Here is a 25,534-nt window from a genome sequence, read left to right as displayed (position 1 = left end):
ACGGGCCAGGGGGCCGGTAAATCGGCGGTACTCCGCAACGACGGCCACGAATCCAGGGTAGCCGCGCTTGTCACCCGGTTTTCCGGGCCGGGCATGCGCCGGGTGCCCGGGCCCACCGCCGAGCTGCGGGGTACCGCAGGGTGTTCGGGTGGATCCGCAGCTCCCGCGCCGCCGCCCGCGGGTCGCCGGCGTGCCGCAGCCACTCGTAGAGCGTCTCGACATAGCCGGCCCGGCCCGATTCGTCGTGCGCGCGCAGGGTGCGCAGCGGGCCGATGTCGGCGACCCGCGCCGCGGTGCAGGGTCAGCGCCGTCCAGGCCTCGTCGAGCCAGGAATCGCCCGGCCGAGGCGCGATCCGGACGGATCTCTCCTTTCCCTCCCCTCGCCCACCCACCGCCACCACCTCACCGTCGGGTCATTCACCCACCTCCCCGTCGGCCAGCTCGCGCAGGACGTCCAGGTGCCCCACGTGCCGCGCCGTCTCCTGGACCACGTGCGCCACCACCCACCGCACGGTGAACTCCGACCGCCGCCGGGTGCGGTCGTCGGGCCCGAGGCCTCGCAACGCCTTCTCCACCCGTGCCCACTCCGCCTTGTACGCCGCCACCACCGAGGCCGGGGTGTCCTCCGGGGCGAGGTCCCAGCTCGGGTCCGGGCTGCCCGCCCACAGCGACGGCAGGTCCGCCCCGCCCGCCTCGATCGCCAGCCACCAGCGCTCCACCGCCGTCAGGTGCTTCACCACCCCCAGCGCGCTCATCCGCGGCGACGAGGGCAGTGGTGTCGCCGACGCCTGGGCCACCGTCAGCCCGGCCAGCTTGTTCACCGCCGTCGCGCGCAGGAACTGCAGGAAATCCAGCAACAGACGCAGCTCGTCTCCCGCCAGGGGCGACGGCCACTGGCGATGCGTCTTCGAACTCGTGTTCGACATGACCGGGACCGTACCCCACGGGTCCGACAAAATAGAGTGACCGGCATGTGGTGGGGACTGCTCTGCGCCTTGGGCGCCGCATGCGCGTACGGCGTGGCTTCGGTGATGCAGTCGGTCGCCGCGCGGGCCACCGACACCGGTTCCGCCGGGGTCGACCCGAAGCTGCTGGTCCGGGTGCTCGGCCAGTGGAGGTTCGTGCTGGGACTGTCGCTGGACGTCCTCGGGTTCGTCGCGCAGATCGTGGCCCTGCACGTGCTACCCCTGTTCGTCGTCCAGGCCGCGCTCGCCGCGAGCCTCGCCGTCACCGCCGTCGCCGCGCGGTTCCTCGGCGTGCGGCTCGGCAAGAAGGAATGGGCCGCCGTCGGTGTCGTGTGCGCCGGGCTCGCCCTGCTCGGCGCCGCCGCCGAAAGCGAGGGCTCGGATCCCGTCGGGCTCGGCTTCCGGCTGGCGCTCGCCGGCGCGGTCGCCGTTCTCGCCGTGGCCGGGATCGCCGCGGGCAAGGCGAGCCGCCGGATCCGGACGCCGGCGCTCGGGCTCGTCGCCGGGCTGTGCTTCGGCGTCGTCGCCATCGCCGGCCGGATCATCCCCAGCCTCGCGCCGCTCGACCTGCTCACCGACCTCGCCACCTACACCGTCGCGATCGCCGGCGGGATGGCGATGCTGTTCTACGCGACGGCGTTGCAGCGCGGGAGCGTCACCACTTCGACCGCGATGATGATCCTCGGCGAGACGATCTTTCCGGCACTGGTCGGGGTGGTGGCGCTCGGCGACCGCACGCGGCCCGGCTTCGCGCTCGTGGCCGTCGCCGGGTTCGCCCTCGCCGTCGTGGCCGCGCTCGCGCTGGCGCGGTTCGGCGAACCGGCCGCCGAACCGCGGACCGAGAACCTCGTTCAGCCGTCGGCCGACGGCTGAGGTCGCCCGAAGCCGCCAGGTCGCAGCCCGTAGCGCCGGCCTGACCGGAACGAGGTTCCGAGACGAAGCCGACAGTGTTCCCGTAACTTCTTTACTTAGACTAGCCTTACCTATCCCAGCTCTGGAGAGGGAGGCGCGGGTGAGCACGACGGGACGGGAAGTCCTCCGCCGGTCGATCGCCGGGCAACGACGATCGGTGGCGCTCGCCGCGCTGCTGACCGCGAGCCACCAAGGCGGCGAAGCACTGGTCCCGGTGGTGATCGGCGTGGTCATCGACCACGCCGTCGCGGGCGGCTCGGTGGGCACGCTGCTGGTCTGGCTGGCGGTGCTGGGCGTGCTCTTCGCCGCGCTGTCGACCAGCTACCGCCTCGGCGCCCGCTTCGGCGAGCGCGCCGCCGAACGCGCGGCCCACGACCTCCGCCTCGACGTCGGACGCCGGGTGCTGCACCCCGGCGGCGTGGGCGGCTCCGGCACCCTCGCCGGCGAGCTGGTCAGCATCGGGACGTCGGACGCCAAGCGCGTCGGCACCGTCAACGGCGTGCTGCCCTTCGGCGTCGCCGGCTTGGCCGGGCTGCTCGTGAGCGCCGTCGCGCTGCTCACCATGTCGCTGCCGCTCGGCCTGCTCGTGCTGCTCGGCACGCCGCCGATGCTGTACCTCGCCCACCTGATCGGGAAGCCCCTCGAGCGCCGCAGCGAGGCCGAGCAGGAGCGGTCGGCGTTCGCCTCCGGCGTCGCCACCGACCTCGTCGCCGGGCTGCGGGTGCTCAAGGGCGTCGGCGCCGAACGCGCGGCGGTCGACCGCTACCGCCGCACCAGCCAGGACTCGCTGCGGGCGACGCTGCGCGCGGCCCGCGCCCAGGCCTGGCACAACGGCGCGCTGCTCGCGCTCACCGGGATCTTCATAGCCGTGGTCGCCCTCGTCGGCGGCAACCTCGCCGCGGCGGGCGACATCAGCGTCGGCGACCTGGTCGCCGCGGTCGGGCTCGCGCAGTACCTGATCACGCCGTTCTCGATCTTCTCGTGGGTCAACGGTGAGCTCGCGCAGGGCCGGGCGTCGGCCGCGCGCATCGCCGACGTGCTCAACGCGCCGCCCGCCGTCGGCGGCGGGGACGCGGCCCTGCCGGCTCCGGCGGCCGGGCACGTCAAGCTCTCCGCGCTGAACCGCGGCGCCCTGCGCGACGTCGGGTTCGAGGCGCGTCCGGGTGAGCTGCTGGGGGTGGTGGCCACCGACCCGGCCGCCGCGACGGACCTCCTGGACTGCCTGGGCCGGGCCGCCGATCCCGCGGGCGGCTCGGTGTCGGTCGACTCGGTGGACCTGTCCACTGTGGAGCCGAGCCGGGTCCGCGAGGTGGTGCTGGTCGCCGCGCACGACGCCGACCTGTTCGCCGGCACGGTCGCCGAGAACGTGACCACCGGGCCGAAGACGGCCGAGGCGATGACCGCGGCCGCCGTCGACGAGGTGGCGAGCGCGCTGCCCGACGGCGTCGCGACCGCCGTCACCGAACGTGGCCGGTCGCTGTCGGGTGGGCAGCGGCAGCGGGTCGCGCTCGCCCGGGCGCTGGCCGCCGACGCGCCGGTGCTGGTGCTGCACGATCCGACGACCGCCGTCGACACCGTCACCGAGGCCCGGATCGCCGCCGGCCTCGCCGAGCTGCGGCGCGGCCGCACCACGATCCTCGTCACCACCAGCCCGGCGCTGCTGGCCGCGACCGACCGCGTCGTCCTGCTCGACGACGGTCGCGTCACGGGCGAAGGCAGCCACGCCGAGCTGGCCGGCCGTCCCGACTACCGAGCGGCGGTGCTGTCATGACCCGCGAACTCCTGCCCGTGGCCGACGGGCGGCGGATCCGCGCCGTCGTCGGCGAGCTCGTCGGCCGGGCGAAAGGCCGCGCGGCGGCGGCGTTCACGATGCTGTTCGCGGCCACCGCGATCGGCCTGCTGACCGCGCCGCTGCTCGGCCGGGTCGTCGACCTGGTCGCCACGCGCCACCCGGCCGCGGACCTGGTCACGCCGATCGTGGGCCTGGTGCTCGTCGCGGTGGCGCAGGCGGTGGCGACCGCGATCGGCGTGTCGCTGGTGGCGCGGCTGGGCGAGACGATCCTGGCCGAGCTGCGCGAACGCTTCGTCGAACGCGCCCTCGGCCTGCCGCTCGAACAGCTCGAACGCGCCGGCTCCGGCGACCTCACCGCCCGCGTGACGAACGACGTCTCGGTGGTCGCCGAAGGTGTCCGGCAGGCACTGCCCGAGCTGGGGCGGTCGGTACTGACGGTCGTGCTGACGTTCGGCGCGCTGGCCGTGCTGGATTGGCGGTTCCTGCTGGCCGCGCTGCTGGCCGTGCCGATCCAGCTGTGGACCGTGCGCTGGTACGTGCCGCGTGCGAAGCCGCTGTACGCCGCCCAGCGGGAGGCGGTCGGGGCGCAACAGCAGCAGCTGCTGGACACCATCGGCGGCGCGAAGACGGTCCGGGCGTTCCGGCTGGCGGACACCCACCTCTCGCGGGTGCGCGAGCGGTCCGACGCCGCGGTTTCGCTGGCGCTGCGGGGAATCCGGCTGGTGACGCGGTTCTACGCGCGGCTCAACCTGGCGGAGTTCGTCGGGCTGTCGGCGGTGCTGGCGCTCGGGTTCGTGCTGGTGGGCGCGGACGCCGTGACGGTCGGCGTCGCGACGGCGGCGGCACTGTACTTCCACAGCCTGTTCGGGCCGATCACCACGGCACTGGCGCTGGTCGACGACGCGCAGGCGGCCGCGGCGAGCCTCGCGCGGCTGATCGGCGTCGCGGACCTCCCGGCCGAGGCGGTGCCCGCGCAGCCGTCACGGCCGGTGGACGCGTCGGTGAAAACCGCGGGCATCGGCTACTCCTATGTGGACGGTCACCCGGTGCTGCGCGACGTCGACCTGGCGGTCACCCCCGGGGAACGGGTCGCCCTGGTCGGCGCGAGCGGGGCTGGGAAGACGACGCTGGCCAAGCTGATCGCGGGCATCCACCGCCCGGACACGGGATCGGTGACGCTCGGCGGCGTGCCGCTGGACGAGCTGGGCCCGGACGCCACGCGGCGGACGGTGGGGCTGATCAGCCAGGAGGTCCACGTCTTCGCGGGCACACTGGCCGACGACCTGCGGCTGGCCCGCCCGTCGGCGTCGGACGCCGAACTCCGGGCCGCGCTGGCGAAGGTGGGGGCGTTGACATGGGTTTCGTCGCTGCCGGACGGGCTCGCGACGGTCGTCGGCGAAGGCGGCCACCAGCTGACGGTGACGCAGGCGCAGCAGCTGGCCCTGGTGCGGCTGGTGCTGGCGGACCCGCCGATCGCGATCCTCGACGAGGCCACGGCGGAGGCGGGCAGCGCGGGCTCGAAAGTCCTGGAAGCGGCGGCCGCGGCGGCCCTGGAAGGACGGACGGCGCTGGTCGTGGCCCACCGGCTCACGCAGGCGGCGGCGTCGGACCGGATCGTGGTCCTGGACGCGGGAGCCGTCGTGGAGTCCGGAACCCATGAGGACCTGGTCGCCGCGGGTGGTCAGTACGCGAAGCTCTGGGAAGCCTGGTCCGGCCAGCGCGCCTGATCACGCGAGCCGACCCTCCAGGTACGCAAACCGACCGCCTGGATACGCAAGCCGACCGTTCCGGTACACGGAACTGGCGTGCCTGAGGCCGGAACTCGCGTGATTGAAGGCGGAACTCGCGTGATCAGGCAGGCATCTCGCGTGCCTGGAGGGGCATCTCGTGTACCTGGAGGGTCGGGTCGCGTACCTGGAGGGTCGGCCTGCGTACCTGGAGGGTCGGGTCGCGTGCCTGGATGGACGACACGCCGGAAGCCGCGTGGCTTCCGGCGTGTCGTGCGGGAGGGTGGTCAGGCGTCCATGGCGTCGGCCAGGGACTTGGGGCGCATGTCCGTCCAGTTCGCTTCCACGTGGTCCAGGCACTCCTGGCGGGACGACGGGCCGAAGGCGACCGTCCAGCCGGCCGGGACGTCCACGGACTCCGGCCACAGGCTGTGCTGGTTCTCCGCGTTCACCAGGACCAGGTACGTCGCGGACGGGTCTTCGAACGGGTTGGTCATCGCGGGCCTCCTCAGGCGGTGATGTCCGTGCGGGCACCCTTCACCAGCGCGGTCAGCTTCTGGATGACCGGCGTGGCGAGCAGGTGGTTGAAGCGCGGCTCGGCGGACCAGTCACCGAGCTGGTTCGCCTTGACGGCGGGCAGCTGGTTCCAGGTCGGGAACTGGGTCATCTGCGCCCGCGGCAGCGCGTACGAGCGCGAGTCGGTCAGGATCAGGTCGGCCGGGTACTTGCCCGCCTGCTCCCAGGACAGCTGCTCCCAGTAGTCCTCGCTGCCGCCGCCGGAGACGATGTCCAGGCCGAGCTCGCGGTAGTAGGCGAGGTCGGCGAAGTAGTCCGGCTTGGCGATGTACAGGCCGTCCTTGTCGCCGTACAGCACCAGGACCTTCAGCCCGGCCTTCTCCTTCGCCGCCGCGCGCAGGTCCTCGGACGCCTTCTCGAAGTCCGCCTTGGCCTGCTTCATGGTCGCCGAGTTCGCGTCGCCGCCCAGCGCCACGGCCAGCTGCGAGTAGCGCTCGATCACCTTCGGCAGCGTGACCTTGTACTCCGACAGCGCGACGATCGGCGCGACCTGCTGCACCTTGGGGCCGAGGTCGTCGGTGAGCACCCACATGTCCGTCGGCTTGGTGCCGGTCAGGCCGGTGACGACCAGGTCCGGCTTGAGCGCGGCGAACTTCTCCATGCTGAAGTCGTCCCAGGCGTTGCCGATCGAAGTGACGGCGTTGAGGTCGATGTTGCCGGCCTGGATCTCCTTGCCGCCGTCGGCGGTCTTCTGCGGGCCGAACACGCCGGCCGGGCGGACGCCGTAGTCCCAGAGCGCGGCGGCCGAGCTGGCGTAGGCCACCACGCGCGCCGGACGCTGGTCGCGCGAGGTCTTCTGGCCGCGGTCGTCGGTGAACTCCCACGGGCCGGAAGAACCGGTCGCCGCGGGCTTGTCGCCGCTGCTGCACGCGGTGAGAGCCGCGGCGGCGACGACGCCACCCGCCCCGATCAGGAATCCACGCCGGCTGAGCCCGGCAGCTTGGAACACGGACATGAGCACCTCTCGCAGACCAGTAACTTAGGCATACCTTATTTAGGTAAGCCTCTCAAAAGCAACTGTGTCAGCGACCACGACCCGACAGCTGAGCTTCCGCGCCGGGTACCGGCTCGGCCGGGTCGTGTCCCAGGTGGACCTGCCGGTTGTCCGCGTCCACGTGCACGACCCGCGGCCGGTGCCCGGCGCGCTCGGCCTCCTCCACCTGCGCGTAGGTGATGATGATGACCAGGTCGCCCGGGTGCACCAGGTGCGCGGCCGCGCCGTTGACACCGATCACGCCCGACCCCGGCTCGCCGGTGATGGCGTAGGTCTCCAGCCGGGCGCCGTTGGTGATGTCGACGACCTGGACCTGCTCCCCCTCGACGATGTCCGCGGCGGCCATCAGGTCCGCGTCGATGGTCAGCGAGCCGACGTAGTGCAGGTCGGCCTGGGTGACGGTGGCGCGGTGGATCTTGGCGTTCATCAGGGTGCGGTGCACGTCTACTCCGTGTCTCGGGTCAACACCGCGGCGAGACCCGCCGCGGTCGGGGTGCGGAAGAACTCGGCGATCGGCAGCTCGGTCCCGAGCTGCTCGGTGATCCGGTTGCGCAGGACCACCAGCAGCATCGAATGGCCGCCGAGGGTGAACAGGTCGTCGTCGGCGCCCACGGCGGCGACGTCCAACACCTCCGCGAAGAGTTCGCAGAGAGCCTTCTCCAGGGCCGTTTCCGGCGCCCGGCCGCGAGTTTCGAACTCGGGCGCCGGCAGACCCGCGCGATCCAGCTTCCCGTTGGGCGTCACCGGGAACGCGTCCAGGGGCACGATCGCCGCCGGCACCATGTATTCCGGCAGCGACCGGGCGAGGAACTCCCGCAGCTCCACCGCATCCGCGGTCGCCGGGGTGGTGTACGCGACCAACCGCTCGTCCCGGACCACGACGAGCGCCTGCGTGACGTCGTCGTGCCGGGTCAGGGCCGTCTCGATCTCGCCCGGCTCGATCCGGAAACCGCGGATCTTGACCTGGTCGTCGGTGCGGCCGAGGTACTCCAGCTGCCCGTCCGGCCGCCAGCGCACCAGGTCGCCGGTGCGGTACATCCGCTGCCCCGGCTCGAACGGCGAGGCGACGAACCGGTCCGCGGTGAGCGCCGGCCGCCCGTGGTAGCCGCGGGCCAGCCCGGCACCGGCCAGGTACAGCTCGCCCGGCACCCCGGCCGGGACCGGCGAAAGACCGCCGTCGAGGACGTACGCGCGGGTGTTGTGCACCGGACGGCCGACCACCGGCCGGTCGGCGTCGCCGAAGCGGCCGACGAGAGCGTCCACAGTGGCCTCGGTGGGGCCGTAGAGGTTGTACGCCTCCGTGCCCGGCATCGACGCCAGCGTCTCCCACAGCGTCTGCGAAACGGCTTCCCCGCCGACACCGACCACGCCGAGGGCGCACCGGCCGTCCGCGATCACCCCGGCCGCGGCCAGCTGCGCGAAGTGCGACGGCGTGAGCTCGAGGAAGTCGAGTCCGCGCTCGCGCACCACCGCCGCCAGCCGCGAAGGGTCGCGGCGGGTCTCGTCGTCGACGACGTGCACCTCGTGCCCGTCGAGCAGCCACAGCTGCGGCTGCCAGGACGCGTCGAAGAAGAACGCCCACGCGTGCCCGATCCGCAGCCGCCGCCCGCCCGCCGCGGCGACGGCCGGGCGGTAGAGCGTCTCGCGGTGGCTGTGGAACAGGTTGACCAGCCCGGAGTGCGGGACGACCACGCCCTTCGGCTTGCCGGTGGACCCGGACGTGTAGAGCACGTACGCCGGGTTCCCGGGCGACGGCGGTGTCAGTGCCGCGTCACTGTCCACAATATCCTCGACACACAACGCGCCGGGAACGACCGAAGCCAGTGAACGACTGGTGAGCACCAGCGCGGGAGCGGCGTCGGCGAGGATCGCCGCGATCCGTTCCAAGGGCTGGTCCGGGTCCACCGGCAGATACGCCGCGCCCGTCTTGAACACCCCGAAGATCGCTTCGACGACCGCCGCCGACCGCGGCAGTACGAGCGCCACGACCTTCTCCGGCCCCGCCCCCTGCGCCGCCAGCCACCGCGCGAGCCGGTCGGTCCGCGCGGCGAACTCCGCGAACGTGACACTCGACGACGCATCGCTCAGCGCGGTCGCGTCCGGAGTGGCCGCCACCTGGGCGGCCAGCCGGTCGACGACCGTCGGGGCCGAGAGCGTCAGCGGCGCCCCGGCACCCCAGTCGCGCAGGATCCGATCCCGTTCGACCGGGTCGAGGACGTCGAGGCGGCTCAGCGGCCGGTCCGGGTCCGCGACGACCGCCGCCAGCACCCGGACCAGGCGTTCGGTGAGCGTCCGGGCGGTCGGCTCGTCGAAGAGGTCGAGGCTGTATTCGAGGTCGCCATCGATGCCCTCGGCCGTTTCGACCAGGTCGAACGACAGGTCGAACTTCGCCTGCCGCAGCCCGGTGTCGCGGTAGGCCGCGTCGAGCCCGAGCAGCCGTTCCGGCCCGGAACCCGAGTGGTAGACCGCGAGCATGACCTGGAACAGCGGGTGCCGGGCCAGGGACCGCGGCGGGTTGAGCAGCTCGACGAGGTGCTCGAACGGCAGGTCCTGGTGGGCGTACGCGGCCAGGTCGGCCTCCCGGACGCGGCCCAGGAGCTCCCGGAACGTCGGGTCGCCGCCGGTGTCGGTCCGCAGGACCAGGGTGTTGACGAAGAACCCGGCGAGGTCTTCCAAAGCGTGGTCGGAGCGGCCGGCCACCGGCGTGCCGAGGGGGACGTCGGTGCCCGCGCCGAGCCGGGTCAGCAGGGCGGCCAGCGCCGCCTGCAGGACCATGAACGTGCTGGTGTCGCTGCGGTGGGCCAGCTCCCGGAGTCCCCTGTGGACGGAGGCGGGCACGGTGAACGGCACGGCGGCGCCGCGGTTGGTCGACCGGGCCGGGCGTGGCCGGTCGGCCGGCAGCGCCAGCTCGTCGGGGATCCCGGCGAGGGTGTCCCGCCAGAACGCCGCCTGGCGGCCGAGGAGGCTGTCCGGGTCGTCGGCGCGGCCGAACATCTCCCGCTGCCACAGCGTGTAGTCCGCGTACTGCACCGGCAACGGCGTCCACTGTGGACGCTCGCCGCGCAGCCGGGCGGCGTAGGCGGTGTCAAGGTCGCGCTTCAGCGGCGGCAGCGACCAGCCGTCGCCCGCGATGTGGTGCACCAGCAGGACCAGGACGTGCCGGTCCGGTCCGGCCGAGACGAGGGTGGCCCGGATCGGGATCTCGGTGTCGAGGGTGAAGCAGTGCGACGCCGCCGCGGTGACGCGCTCGCCGGGGTCGGCCGCCGTCTCGGTGACCAGCACCGGGACGGCCTCGTCGAGCACGACCTGCCGCGGGGTGCCGTGCTCCTCGACGAGGAGGGTCCGGAGGACCTCGTGGCGCGCGACGACGTCACCCAGCGCCGCTCGCAGCGCCTGGATGTCGACCGGGCCGGTCAGTTCCCACGCCCACGGGATGTTGTAGGTCGCGGACGGCCCGTCGAGGCGGTCGAGGAACCACAGCCGCTGCTGCGCGAACGACAGCGGCAGGAGGTCGGGCCGCTCGGCCCGGACCAGCGCCGGACGCACGCCCCGGCCCGGGTCCAGGGCTTCGGCGAGGCGGGCCGGCGTCGGGGCGTCGAACACCGTCCGGATCGGCACCTCGACGCCGAGCAGCGCGCGGATCCGGCTGACCAGCCGAGTGGCCAGCAGGGAATGCCCGCCGAGGGCGAAGAACCCGTCGTCCGGGCCGACCGACGGCACGCCGAGGACGTCGGCGAACAGCTCGCACAGCGCCTGCTCGGCCGGGGTCCGCGTGGGCCGTCCGGACGCGCGCACCTCCGGATCGGGCAGGGCGGCGCGGTCGAGCTTGCCGTTGGCGTTCCGCGGCAGCTCGGGCAGGACGACGACGGCCGACGGCACCAGGTACTCCGGCAGCCGCTCGGCCACCAGGGCCCGCAGCGCGACGGGGTCACCCGACGGTGCCACGTAGGCGATCAGCCGGTTCTCCCGGGCGATCACGGCCGCGCGCGCCACCGACGCGTCGGCCGTCAGCGCGGCTTCGACTTCGCCGGGCTCCACGCGGAAGCCGCGGATCTTGATCTGCTGGTCGGCGCGGCCGAGGAACTCGAGAGCCCCGTCGGCGCGGCGGCGGACGAGGTCGCCGGTGCGGTACATCCGCTCCCCCGGCTCGAACGGCGAGGCGACGAACCGCTCGGCGGTGAGCGAAGGCCGCCCGAGGTAGCCCCGCGCGACTCCGGCGCCGGCCAGGTACAGCTCGCCGCGCACCCCCGGCGGCACCGGCCGGAGCCCGGCGTCGAGGACGTACGCGCGGGTGTTCGCGACCGGCCGTCCGATGGCCACCGGGCCGCAGACCTGGGCGAGGCTGTCGCCGGCGACCTCCGAGCAGCCGTAGAGGTTGACCAGCTTCGCGGACGGCCACCGGACCGCGACCTTCTCGGCCAGTGCTTCCGAAAGCGGTTCGCCACTGGTGATCCAGGTGGTCACCGAGTCGAACGCCCCGGCCGGGGCGTCCTCGGCGAAGGTGTCGAGGAGGCTCGGGACCACGGTGAGCACCTGCGCGCCGGATGCACGGACGAATCCGGCCAGTTCCAGGGGGTCGGTCGCCGTCGCGTCGTCGGCGAGGACCACCGGGTCGCCCGCGACGAGCCCGCCGAGCAGTTCGGTGGAGCCGTCGATGAACGTCAGCGCGCTCTTGGCCAGGCGCACGCCTCGGGCGACGTCCCGGCCCCAGTGCAGCCGGTTCGCCAGCGCCCGCTGGGTGCCGGCGACCGCCTTCGGACGTCCGGTCGAGCCCGACGTGAAGATCACGTACGCCAGGTTGTCTGCCGTGGCTGGTCGTGAGTGGTAATTCGGGTTAGAACCCGAATTACCACTCACGACCCCCGAGCGGATACCGTCTTCGGCGATGACCAGGTGCGGTGCCGCGTCGGTGAGCATCAGGTCGATGCGGTCGGCCGGGTGGTTGAGGTCCAGGGGCAGGTAGGCGGCGCCGGTCTTGAGCACCGCCAAGAGCGCCACCACCAGGTCCACCGACCGCGGCAGCGCGACCGCCACCACGCGTTCCGGCCCGGCCCCTCGCGCGAGCAGAGCCCCGGCGAGGGCCGTGGCCCGCATGTCCAGCTCGGCGTAGGTCAGCCGCTCGGCGCCGAACGCCAGGGCGAGGGCGTCCGGTGTCCGCGCGACCTGGGCCGAGAACAGCTCGGCGGTCGTCTCCGCGGGCAGCGGTGTCGCCGGGTCGGCGGCGAGCTGGTCGCGCTCGGCGCCGGTGAGCAGGTCGACCGCCCCGATCCGGGTGTCCGGATCGGCGACGACGGCGGCCAGGAGCGTCCGGAGCCGCTCCACGACCGCCTCGACGGTCGTGCGGTCGAAGACGTCGCTGTTGTACTCGGCCGTGCCGCGGATCCCGGCCTGGTGCCCGGGCCGCTCGCCGACGAAGAACGTCAGGTCGGCGCGTGCGGTACCGGTGCGGACCGGCTCCTCCTCGACGGTGAGGCCCGGCAGGGCGATCTCCGCGACGGCGTTGTTCTGCCAGGCGATCATCGTCTGGAACAGCGGGTGATAGGCCAGGGACCGCGCCGGGTTGAGCGCTTCGACCAGCCGCTCGAACGGCACGTCCTGGTGGGCGTAGGCGTCGAGGCTGCGGTCCCGCACCCGGGCCACGAGGTCGCGGAACGACGGGTCGCCACCGGTGTCCACGCGCAGCACCAGCGTGTTGACGAAGAACCCGACCAGGTCGTCGAGCGCGGCGTCGGTGCGGCCGGCGATGGACGTGCCGAGCGGGATGTCGGTGCCCGCGCCGAGCCGGCTGAGCACCGCGGTGAGCCCGGCGTGCACGACCATGAACACGCTGGCCCCACAGGCGCGGGCCAGCTCGACGAGTCCGCTGTGGAGCTCGGCGTCCCAGCCGAAGGCGAACTGCTCGCCGTGGTAGGACGCTTCCGCCGGATGGGGCCGGTCGGTGGGCAGTTCGATGCGTTCGGGTAGCCCGGCGAGGGTTTCGCGCCAGTAGGCCAGCTGCGGTTCGATCACCGGTTCGCCGAGGACGTCCCGCTGCCACAGCGTGTAGTCCGCGTACTGCACCGGCAGCGGCGCCCACCGGGGAGCTTCCCCGGCCTGGCGGGCGGTGTAGGCGGTCGCGAGGTCCCGCCACAGCGGCGCGGTCGACCAGCCGTCGGAGGCGATGTGGTGGAACACCAGCACCAGGACGTGCTCGCGGGCCCCCAAGCGCAGCAGCTCGGCGCGCAGCGGGAGCTCCGACTCCAGCTCGAACACCGTGCCCGCCGCTTCCGACACGGCGTCGGCGAGCGTGGCTTCGGTGACCGCGCGGACCGGCAGCGGGATCGTGACGCCGTCGAGGACGAGCTGCCGGGCCTCCCCGTCGATCTCCGGGAAGACCGTGCGCAGGGCTTCGTGCCGCTCGACCACGTCGGACAGCGCCGTGCGCAGCGCGGCGACGTCGAGGGCGCCGGTCAGCCGGACCGCCGTCGGCATGTTGTACGTCGCCGACGGGCCTTCCAGGCGGTGCAGGAACCACAGCCGCTGCTGGGCGAACGACAGCGGCAGTACCTCCGGCCGCGGGTCGGCGCGCACCAGCGCCGGCCGGGCCGGTGCCGAGCCGGACGTGGCCAGCAGCGTGGCCAGCCCGGCCACCGTCGGCGTCTCGAACACCGACCGCACCTGCAGTTCGACGCCGAAGACCGCGCGCAGCCGGGCGACCAGGCGGGTCGCCATCAGCGAATGCCCGCCGAGGGCGAAGAAGTCGTCGTCGACGCCGATCGACGACGTGTCGAGGACCTCGGCGAACAGGCCGCAGAGGACCTCTTCGACCGGGGTCCGCGGGGCCCGGCCGCTGGGGGCCGCCTGCTGGTCCGGGCTCGGCAGGGCGCGCCGGTCCAGCTTGCCGGAGGCCAGCAGCGGGAGCCGGTCCAGCAGTACGAACGCCGACGGCACCATGTACTGCGGCAGCCGGTCGCGGACGTGCGCCCGCAGCGCCGCCACCAGTGCGCTCGTGTCGCGCTGCCCGGCCGGGTGGTTGCCCAGTGCTTCGAGGGCGGCGCGGACGGGACGGCCGCGGTGGATCCGCGTCGGCTCGCCGGTGGTGAACACGACCTCCAGCTCGCCCTCGTCCGCGGTGAGGGTCGCGTAGACGCGGTAACCGTGCCGCTCGCCGAGGTCGTGCAGGGTTTCGGGGTCCACGCCGTCTCGCTGGTCCAATGCGGACAGTGCCGTCTCGGCGTCGCCCGCGGCCAGCGCCGCGGCGGCGGCGAGTTCGCCGGACAGCCGGGCATTGGGCACGCCGGTCACGCGCAGCCGGGCCGGCCGGGCGGCCAAGGCCCCTTCCAGGTCGTCCAGGGCGACGACCTGCTCTTCCGGGGTGCCGGGTCGCGGGGCCTTCCGCAGCACGACGTCGTAGCGGTGCCGGGTCAGCTCGTTGTGGGCGTGGCCGCGCTTGACCCAAACGTCGACGTCGCCGAAGCCGTCGAGATCCAGGGCCCGGAAGAAGTCCGGATCCAGGACGAGTTCGCCTTCGCGCGCGATCGCCTGGTCCACCGCGGCGACGTCCCGGCGGCCGTGGCGCAGCTCGGTCGCCGTCCGGAACGCCCGCAGCGAGCGGAGGTTCCGGATGTCGCCGAGGAAGATGACCCCGCCGGGCCGGACGTGCGCCGCGGCCGTGCGGATGACCTCGGCGAGGTAGCCGACGCTCGGGAAGTACTGGGCGACCGAGTTGACGATCACCGTGTCGAACTCCGGCAGCTCGCCCAGGTCGTGGGCGGGCCGGGCGGCGAGGCGGACCTTGCTCGCCAGCGGCGTCGCCGCGAGCTCGCGCCGCAGGTTGGCGATGGCCTTCTCGGACAGGTCGACGCCCCAGTACTCCTCGGCGTCCGGGGCGATCCGGGACAGGATGAGCCCGCTGCCGACACCGATCTCCAGGACGCGCTTCGGCCGCAGCGAACGGATCCGGTCGATCGTCGCCGCGTGCCACTCGCGCATCTCGTCGAGAGGGATCTCGGAGCCGTCGTAGCTGGAGTTCCAGCCGGTGAAGTTCTCCTCCAGCCCGCCGGACGCGGCGTCGGTGAAGACGTTCTCGTGCAGCTCGCGCCACTCGCCGACGTGGTCCAGTTCGGCTTCTTCGTCCCGCCCGGCCGAGGGCACGGCGTAGGCGATGAGCCGCCCGTCCTGGGCGACGACGACGGACTGCCCGACGGCCGGGTGCTCGGCCAGCACCGACTCGATCTCGCCCAGCTCGATCCGGTAGCCGCGGATCTTGACCTGGTCGTCGGCCCGGCCCAGGAACACCAGCCGCCCGTCCGGCAGCCACTTCACCAGGTCACCCGTGCGGTAGAGACGGCCGCCGGAGCCGAAGGGGTCCGCCACGAACCGCTCCGACGTCAAGCCCGGACGGCCGAGATACCCCCGCGCCAGACCGGAGCCCGCGAGGTACAGCTCCCCCACCACGCCGGGCGGGACCGGCCGCAGCCCGGCGTCGAGCACGTAGGCGCGGGTGCCCGGGTCGGGGACGCCGATCGGGACGACCGTGGCGTCCGCCAGCTCGGCCGGGTCGCTCTCGCCGAGGGTCGAGTTGGTGGTCGCCTCGGTGGGGCCGTAGGCGTTGAACATCCGCCGCCCCGGCGCCCAGCGGCGCACCAGCTCCGGCGACACCCGCTCGGTGCCCGCCAGCAGCACGCTGTCCCGCGGCAGGTCGCAGTCCTCGGGGAACTCGGCGAGCAGGGCGGGCGGAAGGATCATGAAGTCGACGCCGTGGGCGTGCGCGTACTCGGCCAGCGCCGGGCCCGCGACCCGCCGCTCGGCCGGGACGATCACCAGGCGCCCGCCCGAGAGCAGGCCGAGGCACAGATCCCAGAACGCGACGTCGAAACTCGGCGACGCGAACTGCAGCACCCGGCTGTGCGGGCCGACGCCGAAGCGTTCGACCTGGGTCGCGACGAGCTTCGCGACACCCGAATGCTGGAGGACGACCCCCTTCGGCCGCCCGGACGAGCCGGACGTGTAGATCACGTAGGCCGCGTTCTCAGGCTTGACCTCGACCTCGGGGTCCACTGTGGACAACCCGGCGAGCGCCGCGTCGTCGAGGAGGACCCGCGGCAGGGCCGCGGGCAGCTTCGCCTCGACGTCCCGGGTCGTCACCACGCACACCGGGGCCGCGTCTTCGACCATGTAGGCGATCCGGTCGCCCGGGTAGTCGACGTCGATCGGCAGGTAGGCGGCACCGGCCTTGAGCACCGCCAGCTCGGCGATGATCATGTCGAGGGACCGGGGGACGGCCAGCGCGACGACCCGCTCCGGCCCGGCACCGCGGTCGAGCAGCAGGTGCGCGAGCCGGTTGGCGCGGGCGTTCACCTCGGCGTAGGTGAGCTCGACGTCCTCGAAGACGAGCGCCACCGCGTCGGGCGCCTCGGCGACACGCCGGGCGAACATCCCGGGGAACGTCTCGGTGCCCGCCGGGTCTCCGGATCCGGCCCACTCGGTGAGCACGCGGACGCGCTCGTCCCCTTCGAGGAGGTCCAGGGCACCCACCGGGCGGTCCGGCTCGGCCAGGGCCGCGCGCAGGAGCACTTCGAGGCGGCGCAGGATCGCGTGCGCACCCGTGTGGTCGAAGACGTCGGCGTTGAACTCCAGGACCCCGGCGATCCCGGCGTCGCGCTCGGTCAGCGAGATCGACAGGTCGAACTTCGACGTCCCGGTGGTCACCGGGATTTCGGTGACGGCCAGGCCGGGCAGGGTCACCTCGGCGCGGGCGTTGTTCTGCCCGGCGATCATGACCTGGAACAGCGGGTGGTACGACAGCGACCGCGCCGGGTTGAGCGCCTCGACCAGGCGCTCGAACGGCACGTCCTGGTGGGCGTAGGCGTCGAGGTTGCGCTCGCGGACGCGGGCGAGGAGTTCGCGGAACGTCGGCTCGCCGCCGGTGTCCACGCGCAGCACCAGGGTGTTGACGAAGAAGCCGACGAGGTCGTCCAGCGCCGGGTCGGTGCGGCCCGCGATGGGCGAGCCGATCGGCACGTCGGTGCCCGCGCCGAGGCGGGTGAGCAGGGCGGCCAGCGCCGCGTGCACGACCATGAACACGCTGGCGCCGCTCTCGCGGGCCAGCTCGGCCAGCCGCGCGTGGAGACCGGCGTCCCAGGTGAAGGTGTGCAGCTCGCCGCGGAACGTCGCGGTCGCCGGGTGCGGCCGGTCCAGGGGCAGCTCGATCCGGTCCGGCAGGCCGTCGAGGGCTTCCCGCCAGTAGTCGAGCTGCGCGCTCAGCACGCTGCCCGGGTCGTCCTCGCGGCCGAGCAGGTCCTGCTGCCACAGCGTGTAGTCCGCGTACTGCACCGGCAGCGGAGTCCATTGTGGAGCGTCATCGGCCCGGCGGGCGGTGTAGGCGGTGGCGATGTCGCGCCACAGCGGGGCCATCGACCAGCCGTCGGAGGCGATGTGATGGAACACCAGCGCGAAGACGTGCTCGCGGGCACCGAGCCGGAGAACTTCCGCTCGCATCGGCGCGTGCCGTTCCAGGTCGAACGACCCGCGGACCAGGCCGGTCAGGGCCTCGCCGAGATCGGTGACTTCGCGGAGGGGCAGATCGACCTCCTCCGGCGGGAGGATGTCCTGGTACGGAACGCCGTCCCGCTGGGGGAACCGGGTGCGCAGCGCCTCGTGACGGGCGACCACGTCCGAGAGCGCCATGCGCAGCGCGTCGACGTCGAGATCGCCTTCGAGGCGCATGATCAGCGGGACGTTGTAGGTGGCCGAGGGTCCTTCGAGGTGGTGCAGGAACCACAGCCGCTGCTGGGCGCCGGACAGCGGGACGAGGTCCGGGCGGCGGGCGGGGACCAGCGGTGGCCGCGCGGTGCCGCGGGCGGTGGCGAGCACCCCGGCCAGTCCCGCCGGGGTGGGTGTCTCGAAGACCGACCGGACCTCGAGTTCGGCGTGCAGGGTGGTGCGGACGCGGGCGATCAGCCGGGTGGCCAGCAGCGAGTGGCCGCCGAGGGCGAAGAAGCTGTCGTCCGGGCCGACCCGCGGGAGGCCGAGGACGTCGGCGAACAGGTCGCACAGCTGGCGTTCGACCGGCGTGCGCGGCTCGCGGTCCGAGACCGGCGCGCTCACGTCCGGGGCGGGCAGGGCGCGGCGGTCGAGCTTGCCGTTCGCCGTCACGGGCAGCGCGTCGAGGACGACGATCGCCGAGGGCACCATGTGCTCCGGCAGCCGTTCGGCGGCGAAGGTGCGCAGGTCCGCCGGAAGCGCGGTGCTTCGGCGCGACCGCCGCGGGTTGCCGGTGTAGGCCAGGATCTCCTCCGGCCCGGGCCGGAACGCGCCGGCCGCGTCACTGGTGAAGAGGACGTCGACCGAGCCGTCGCCGGCCGCGGACCAGGTGACGACCGCACCCCGTTCGTACCAGTCTTCGGGGTTCACGCCCTCGGTGATCCGCCCGTTCGGAACGCCTTCGACGCGCAGGCCGTCGCCTCGGCGGGCCACCCCTTCCTCCACAGTGGACACATCGGTGCCCCAGGTCAGCGTCTCGGCCGGGAGCGGCTCGGCGGTCCCCGGGCTGAGGACGACGTCGTAGCGGAACTGGGTCAGCTCGTTGACCGCCCGGCCGCGCTTGACCCGGATGTCCGCGGCAACCCCGTCGAGACCGGCGAAGAACTCCGGCGCCACCAGGAGTTCCTTCTCCCGCAGCAGAAGCTGTTCGACGTCACCGCCGCGGGCCTGCGCAACGGCCGTGTGGAAGGCCCGGACCTGGCGCAGATCGCGGACGTCCCCGACGAAGAGCGCGCCGCCCGGCGCCAGGAGGTCCAGGGCCTTGCGGACGACGTCGAGCAGGTAGGCCCCGCTCGGGAAGTACTGGACGACGGAGTTGAGCACGATCGTGTCGAAGAACCCGGACGGCAGGCCGGCGAAATCGGCGGCGTCACCGGTGCGCAGTTCGACGCGCCCGGCGAGCGCGGGGTCGGCCGCGACCCGCTCGCCCAGCGACGCGATCGCCTCGGCGGAGAAGTCCGTGCCCCAGTACGCCTCGCAGTCCGGGGCCAGCTCGGTCAGCAGCAGGCCGCTGCCGACGCCGATCTCCAGCACTCGCTTCGGCCGCAGCGAACGGATCCGGGTGACGATCGCGTCCCGCCACTCGCGCATCTCTTCGCGCGGGATCGGCTCGCCGGTGTAGCTGGAGTTCCAGCCGGCGAACTCGTCGCGCTCGCCCGAATACACCGAGTCGTACAGCTCGCGCCACTCGCCGACCTGATCGGCCTCCTCCTCGGCCGACCCGGCGGTGTCGGCGGGGACGACGTACCCGACCAGCCGGACGTCGCCGGGGCGGTCTTCGCGGGCGACGACGACGGCGTGGGCGACGTCGTCGTGCGCGGACAGGGTCGCGGCGATCTCGCCGGGCTCGACGCGGAAGCCGCGGATCTTGATCTGCTCGTCGCCGCGGCCGAGGAACTCGAGGACGCCGTCGGGACGGAAGCGGGCGAGGTCGCCGGTGCGGTACATCCGGGTGCCGGGCGCGCCGAACGGGTCGGCGACGAACCGCTCGGCGGTGAGCCCGGCCCGGCCGAGGTAGCCGCGGGCGAGCTGGACGCCGGCCAGGTACAGCTCGCCGGGGGTGCCCGGCGGGACCGGACGCAGGGCAGGGTCGAGCACGTAGGTGCGGGTGTTCCACACCGGACGTCCGATCGGGACGGAAGTGTCCTCGGTGGACGTGTGCCACGCGGTGACGTCGACCGAGGCTTCGGTCGGGCCGTAGAGGTTGTGCAGCTCGGCGTCGAGGACCTGGCCGAACTGCGCCACGGCGTCCGGCGGCAGGGCCTCGCCGCTGCACAGCACCCGGCGCAGGCTCGCGCACTCCCCCGCCGCCGGTTCCTGGAGGAAGACCTGGAGCATCGACGGGACGAAGTGGACGGTCGTGACGCCGCGGTCGCGGATCAGCCGGGCGAGGTAGGCGGGGTCCTTGTGCCCGTCCGGGCGGGCGAGCACCTCGGTGGCGCCGGTGAGCAGCGGCCAGAGGAACTCCCACACCGAGACGTCGAAGCTGGACGGCGTCTTCTGCAGCACGCGGTCGTCGCCGGTGAGGCCGTACTCGTCCTGCATCCAGAGCAGCCGGTTGACGATCCCGGCGTGCGGGACGACGACACCCTTGGGCCGGCCGGTCGACCCGGAGGTGTAGATGACGTACGCCGGGCTCTCCGGCCGGAGCACGACGTCCAGGGGCTCGTCCGAGGTTCCGGCGAGAGTGGCCGGGTCGTCCAGCAGCAGCGCGCCCGGGACGGCGGTGTCGGCGACCGCCAGCACCAGCGCCGGGGCGGCGTCTTCGAGCATGAAAGCGATGCGGTCGGCGGGGTAGCCGGGGTCGAGCGGCAGGTAGGCCGCCCCCGTCTTCAGCACGGCGAGGATCGCCGTGACCAGGTGCGTCGAGCGGGGCAGGGCCAACGCGACCACGCGCTCGGGCCCGGCTCCGCGCGCGGCCAGCACGCGGGCCAGGCGGTTCGAGACGGCGTCGAGTTCGGCGTAGGTGAGTTCTTCGTCGTCGAAGACCAGGGCCGGGTGGTCCGGCGTCCGCGCGACCTGGGCGGCGAACAGCTCGGGCACGGTGACCGCGGGGACGTCCTCGACGGCTCCCGACCAGCTCTGTTCGAGGCCGTCGCGCTCGGCCGGGGTGAGCACGTCGAGGGAGCCGAGGCGGCGGTCCGGGGCGGTGACGACCTGCCGGAGCAGGGTTTCCAGGCGGCCGAGGAGGCCGGTGACGGTGGCCCGGTCGAACACCTCGGCGTTGAACTCGGCCTGGCCGTGCAGTCCGTCGGAGCGCTCGGTGAAGGAGAACCAGAGGTCGAACTTCGCCGTGCCGGTGCCGACGGGCTGTTCGGTGACGGTCAGGCCGGGCAGCTCGACACCGCTGCCGGGGGTGTTCTGCCAGGCGAGCATGGTCTGGAACAGCGGGTGGTGGGCCAGCGACCGCGCCGGGTTGAGGGCTTCGACCAGGCGCTCGAACGGGACGTCCTGGTGGGCGTAGGCGTCGAGGCTGCGCTCGCGGACCCGGGCCACGAGGTCGCGGAACGACGGGTCACCACCGGTGTCCACGCGCAGCACCAGCGTGTTGACGAAGAAGCCGACCAGGTCGTCGAGCGCCGGGTCGGTGCGGCCGGCGATCGGGGTGCCGATCGGGATGTCGGTGCCCGCGCCGAGGCGGGACAGCAGCGCGGTCAGGCCGGCGTGCACGACCATGAACGGGCTGGCGCCACAGGCACGCGCGAGGTCGGTGAGCCCGGCCTGGAGCCCGGCGTCCCAGGTGAAGGTGAAGAACCCGCCGCGGTAGGCGGACACCGCCGGGTGCGGCCGGTCGAGCGGGAGGGCGATGCGGTCGGGCAGGCCGGCGAGGGTGGCGCGCCAGTAGTCGAGCTGGGCCGCCTCTTCGGTGGCCAGGAGTTCGCGTTGCCAGAGCGTGTAGTCCACGTACTGCACCGGCAGCGGCGTCCACTGTGGAGCGTCGCCGCGCAGGCGGGCGCGGTAGGCCGTGGCGATGTCCTGCCACAGCGGGGACAGCGACCAGCCGTCGGCGGCGATGTGGTGCACGACCAGGACCAGCACGTGCCGCCGCGGATCGACGGTGAGCAGTTCCGCGCGCACCGGGACCCCGGCGCCGAGGTCGAACACCTCCCGCACCAGGGTGTCCACTTCGGAGTCCACATCGGACACCTCGCGGACGGCGAGCTCCACGGTTCCTTCCGGCAGGATCCGCTGGTACGGGACGCCGTCGGCGATGGGGAAGACCGTCCGCAGGGCCTCGTGCCGGGCCACGACGTCGTTGAGCGCTTGGCGCAGCGCGTCGACGTCGAGTTCCCCGGCCAGGCGCATGACGAGCGGGACGTTGTAGGTGGCCGAGCCGCCTTCGAGGCCGTGCAGGAACCACAGCCGCTGCTGCGCGAACGACAGCGGCAGCCGCTCGGGTCGCTCGGCGACGCGGGTGAGCGGGCGCCGCCCGGTCTCGGTCACGGCCCCGGCGAGCTGGTCCGCGAGCGCGGCCGGGGTCGGGGCGTCGAACACCGCCCGCACCGGCACCTCGGCGCCGACGGCTGCCCGGATGCGCTGGATCAGCCGGGTGGCGAGCAGCGAGTGGCCGCCGAGGGCGAAGAAGTCGTCGTCCGGCCCGGCCTGCGGCACGCCGAGCACGTCGGCGAACATCTCGCACAGCAGCTGCTCGACGGGGTTGCGCGGCGCACGGCCCGGTCCGGCGGTGAACCGCTCCGGGCTGGGCAGGGCCTTGCGGTCCAGCTTGCCGGAGGCGAGCACCGGCAGCTTGTCCAGGACGACGAACGCCGAGGGCACCATGTACTGCGGCAGCCGCTCCCGCACGTGCGCGCGCAGCGACGCGACGAGAGCCCCGGTTTCGCGCCGGGCCGCCGGGTTGTTGGCGTACGAGCCCGGCGCGCCCGTCGGCCGCACCGGACGGTAGGCCGGGCCGTCTTCGCCCCTCGTGAAGACGGCTTCGAGGCCTTCGTCCGCCAAAGTGACCGCCACGCGGTAACCGGCGCGCTCGCCGAGCGCGTACAGCGCTTCCGGGTCGACGCCGTCCCGCCGATCGAGCGCGGCCACCGCCGCTTCGGCGTCGCCCGTGTCCAGGGCGCGGACCGCGGCCAGCTCGCCGGCCAGCCGCGCGTCCGGGATGCCGGTGACCCGCAGCCGCCCAGGCGTCTCGGCGGCCAGGAACCGCGCCACCGCCCCGAGGTCGCCGAACGCGACGACCTGCTCTTCCGGGGTGCCGGGTCGCGGTGCCTTCCGCAGGACGACGTCGTAGCGGTGCCGGGTCAGCTCGTTGTGGGCGTGGCCGCGCTTGACCCACAGGTCGACGTCGCCGAAGCCGTCGAGGCCGCGGGCCAGCGCCGGGAAGAAGTCCGGGTCGAGGACCAGCTCGCCTTCGCGGGCGATCGCCTGGTCCACCGCGGCGACGTCGGTCCGGCCGCGGTGCAGCTCGACGGCGGTCCGGAACGCGCGCAGCGACCGGAGGTTGCGGATGTCGCCGAGGAAGATCGTCCCACCCGGTTCGAGCACGCTCGCGGCCGTCTTGACGACTTCGGCGAGGTAGTCCGCGCTCGGGAAGTACTGGGCGACGGAGTTGACGATCACCGTGTCGAACTCCGGCAGTTCGCCCAGGTCGTGCGCGGGCCGGGCGGCCAGGTGCACCTTGCCCGCCAGTTCCGGCATGGCGGCGACCTCGCGCCGGACGTTCTCGATGGCACTCTCGGAAAGGTCGACGCCCCAGTAGGTTTCGGCCTCCGGCGCGATCCTCGACAGGATCAGCCCGCTGCCGACCCCGATCTCCAGCACCCGCTTCGGCCGCAGGGCCCGGATCCGCTCGATCGTCGCCGCGTGCCACTCCCGCATCTCGTCGAGGGGGATCTCCGAGCCGTCGTAGCTGGAGTTCCAGCCCGCGAAGTTCTCCTCGATGCCCTGGGAGCCGGCGAGCATCTCCTCGTGGACGTCGTGCCACTCGTCGACGTGCCCCTGCTCGGCCGCCTGGTCGCGGTCGGGCACCGGCACGGCGTAGGCGATCAGCTGGCCGTCCTGCGCGACGACGACCGACTGGCCGACCCGCGGGTGCTCGGCCAGCACCGACTCGATCTCGCCCGGCTCGATCCGGTAGCCCCGGATCTTGACCTGGTCGTCGGCCCGGCCCAGGAACACCAGACGGCCGTCCGGCAGCCACTTCACCAGGTCACCGGTCCGGTAGAGCCGTCCGCCCGAACCGAAGGGGTCGGCCACGAACCGCTCCGCCGTCAAGCCCGGCCGCCCGAGGTAACCACGCGCCAGGCCGGGCCCGGCGAGGTACAGCTCCCCCACCACCCCCACCGGGACCGGGGCGAGGTGCGCGTCGAGGACGTAGGCGCGAGTGCCGGGGTCGGGCACGCCGATCGGCACGGCCGAGCCGGGAGCGAGCTCCGGGTCGCAGAGGCCGAGCGTCGAGTTCGTCGTGGCCTCGGTGGGGCCGTAGGCGTTGAACATCCGGCGTCCCGGTGCCCAGCGGCGCACCAGTTCCGGCGACACCCGTTCGGTGCCCGCCAGCAGCACGCTGTCCCGCGGCAGGTCGCAGTCCTCGGGGAACTCGGCGAGCAGGGCGGGCGGAAGGATCATGAAGTCGACGCCGTGGGCGTGCGCGTACTCGGCCAGCTCGGGGCCGGGCACCCGCCGCTCGGCCGGGGTGATCACCAGGCGGCCACCCGAGAGCAGGCCGAGGCACAGGTCCCAGAACGCGACGTCGAAACTCGGCGACGCGAACTGCAGCACCCGGCTGTGCGGGCCGACGCCGAAGCGTTCGGACTGCGTCGCGACCAGCTTCGCGACGCCCGCGTGCGACACCACGACCCCCTTGGGGCGCCCGGTGGAGCCGGACGTGTAGATGACGTAGGCGGCGTTGGCCGGGACGATCGCGGCGGCCGGGTCCGGCGCCGGGTCCCACGAGATGTCGTCGAGCAGCAGGACGTCGCCGTCGAACCGGTCGGCGAGATCGCGCGTGGTCACCACACAGACCGGGCGGGCGTCGGACACCATGAAGGCGATCCGCTCGGCCGGGTAGTCCTGGTCCAGCGGCAGGTAGGCGGCGCCGGCCTTGAGGACGGCCAGCTCGGCGACGATCATCTCGATCGAGCGCGGCACGGCGAGCGCGACGACCTGTTCCGGCCCGGCGCCGCGCCCGATCAGAACGTGGGCGAGCCGGTTGGCGCGCGCGTCCAGTTCGGCGTAGGTCAGCTCCTCGTCTTCGAAGACGAGCGCGACGGCGTCCGGGTTCTCGCGGACGCGCGCGGCGAACAGCTCCGGGAACGTGGCGGGCGGGGTGGCGAGCTCCGTGTCGTTCCAGCCGTCCAGGATCTCGTGCAGCTCCGGCGCGGTCATCAGGGCGAGCCGGTCGACCGGCCACTGTGGACGCTCGGCCGCCTCGGCGAGGAGGTGCCCCAGGTGGCCGAGCATGCGGTCCACAGTGGACTCTTCGAGCACGTCGGCGCGATAGCGCAGCCCGCCGGCGGTCAGGTTCAGGTCCAGCGGAAGGTCCGGTTCGGCACCGAAGCCGACGTTGACGAGCAGCGCTCCCCCGCGGCCGGGCTCGGGCTCCAGCTCCGCGACCAGGTCGGCGAACGGCACCTCGTGCGCCAGCGCTTCCTCGCGCGCCTCACGCACCCGAGCCACGACCTCGGCGAACCCGGGCGAGCCGCCCAGGTCCACCCGCAGCGGCACCAGCGCGCCGATCCCGAGCACGACATCCGCCGTTCCCGCATACCGGGACAACAGCACCGTGAACGCCGCGAGGAGGGTCAGTTCGTCGGCGGCGGGCAGCGGCCGGTCCAGCCGGGCGAAGACGGGCTCCGCGAGGTACGGCCGGTCGACCGGCAGCGGCAGTTCCTCGGGCGCCGAGGCGAGGCGGTCACGCCAGAACCCGAGCCTCGACCCCTGCTGCTGCACAGCGTCACCGTTGCTCACCGGTAGACCAGCCTCCCGCTGCTCACGGCGCCCCGATCGGGGCGCGAACTTAGGTGACCCTAACAAACGGATGGTGAGGATGCACTCCTGTACCATCGGTTAGCCTTACCTAAAATCAGTACCA

Annotated in this window: 8 protein-coding genes and 1 pseudogene; 3 read left to right on the top strand and 6 right to left on the bottom strand. The window is 73.4% G+C overall.

Annotation, left to right across the window (positions count from 1 at the left end; all coding sequences use genetic code 11):
• Positions 1 to 118: 118 nt before the first annotated feature.
• Together ACWED2_RS38770 and ACWED2_RS38765 are read right to left on the bottom strand one after the other, a co-directional pair.
• Positions 119 to 323 (bottom strand): annotated as a pseudogene (locus ACWED2_RS38770) (helix-turn-helix domain-containing protein); the annotation flags it as partial.
• 90 nt (positions 324 to 413) lie between these two features.
• Positions 414 to 926 (bottom strand): DinB family protein, encoded by a 513-nt coding sequence (locus tag ACWED2_RS38765; RefSeq protein ID WP_449695494.1) that lies wholly within the window; start codon positions 924 to 926, stop codon positions 414 to 416.
• Positions 927 to 971: 45 nt separating this feature from the next.
• Between ACWED2_RS38765 and ACWED2_RS38760 the strand changes: the two genes are divergently transcribed.
• The 3 genes from ACWED2_RS38760 to ACWED2_RS38750 all read left to right on the top strand — a co-directional run bounded on the left by ACWED2_RS38760 (position 972) and on the right by ACWED2_RS38750 (position 5,396).
• Complete coding sequence (locus ACWED2_RS38760) at positions 972 to 1,838, top strand: hypothetical protein (RefSeq protein ID WP_449695493.1); 867 nt, start codon at positions 972 to 974, stop codon at positions 1,836 to 1,838.
• 139 nt (positions 1,839 to 1,977) lie between these two features.
• Positions 1,978 to 3,648, top strand: coding sequence for an ABC transporter ATP-binding protein (locus tag ACWED2_RS38755; protein WP_449695492.1), 1,671 nt, complete (start codon positions 1,978 to 1,980; stop codon positions 3,646 to 3,648).
• Positions 3,645 to 5,396 carry an ABC transporter ATP-binding protein gene (locus ACWED2_RS38750; protein WP_449695491.1) on the top strand — a complete coding sequence of 584 codons (1,752 nt, stop codon included), beginning with the start codon at positions 3,645 to 3,647 and terminating at the stop codon, positions 5,394 to 5,396. Before ACWED2_RS38755 ends, ACWED2_RS38750 begins: the two co-directional genes overlap by 4 nt.
• 287 nt (positions 5,397 to 5,683) lie before the next feature.
• Here the strand turns inward: ACWED2_RS38750 and ACWED2_RS38745 are convergent, their stop codons facing one another.
• From ACWED2_RS38745 to ACWED2_RS38730, 4 genes are all read right to left on the bottom strand, one after another.
• Entirely contained in the window at positions 5,684 to 5,893 is a 210-nt protein-coding gene (locus ACWED2_RS38745) for an MbtH family protein (RefSeq protein WP_449695490.1), read from the bottom strand.
• An 11-nt stretch (positions 5,894 to 5,904) separates the two neighbouring features.
• A complete protein-coding gene (locus ACWED2_RS38740) occupies positions 5,905 to 6,927 on the bottom strand; it encodes an ABC transporter substrate-binding protein (protein ID WP_449695489.1) in 1,023 nt (340 codons plus the stop codon).
• A 67-nt stretch (positions 6,928 to 6,994) separates the two neighbouring features.
• Positions 6,995 to 7,408, bottom strand: a complete 414-nt coding sequence (panD, locus tag ACWED2_RS38735) for an aspartate 1-decarboxylase (protein WP_449681763.1) — start codon at positions 7,406 to 7,408, stop codon at positions 6,995 to 6,997.
• A gap of 2 nt (positions 7,409 to 7,410) precedes the next feature.
• Positions 7,411 to 25,410 carry an amino acid adenylation domain-containing protein gene (locus tag ACWED2_RS38730; protein ID WP_449695488.1) on the bottom strand — a complete coding sequence of 6,000 codons (18,000 nt, stop codon included), beginning with the start codon at positions 25,408 to 25,410 and terminating at the stop codon, positions 7,411 to 7,413.
• Positions 25,411 to 25,534 lie beyond the last annotated feature (124 nt).

The organism is Amycolatopsis sp. NPDC005003, from assembly GCF_053600695.1.
The sequence above is the reverse complement of the archived record's forward strand: the minus strand, read 5'-3'. Positions and strand labels throughout refer to the sequence as shown.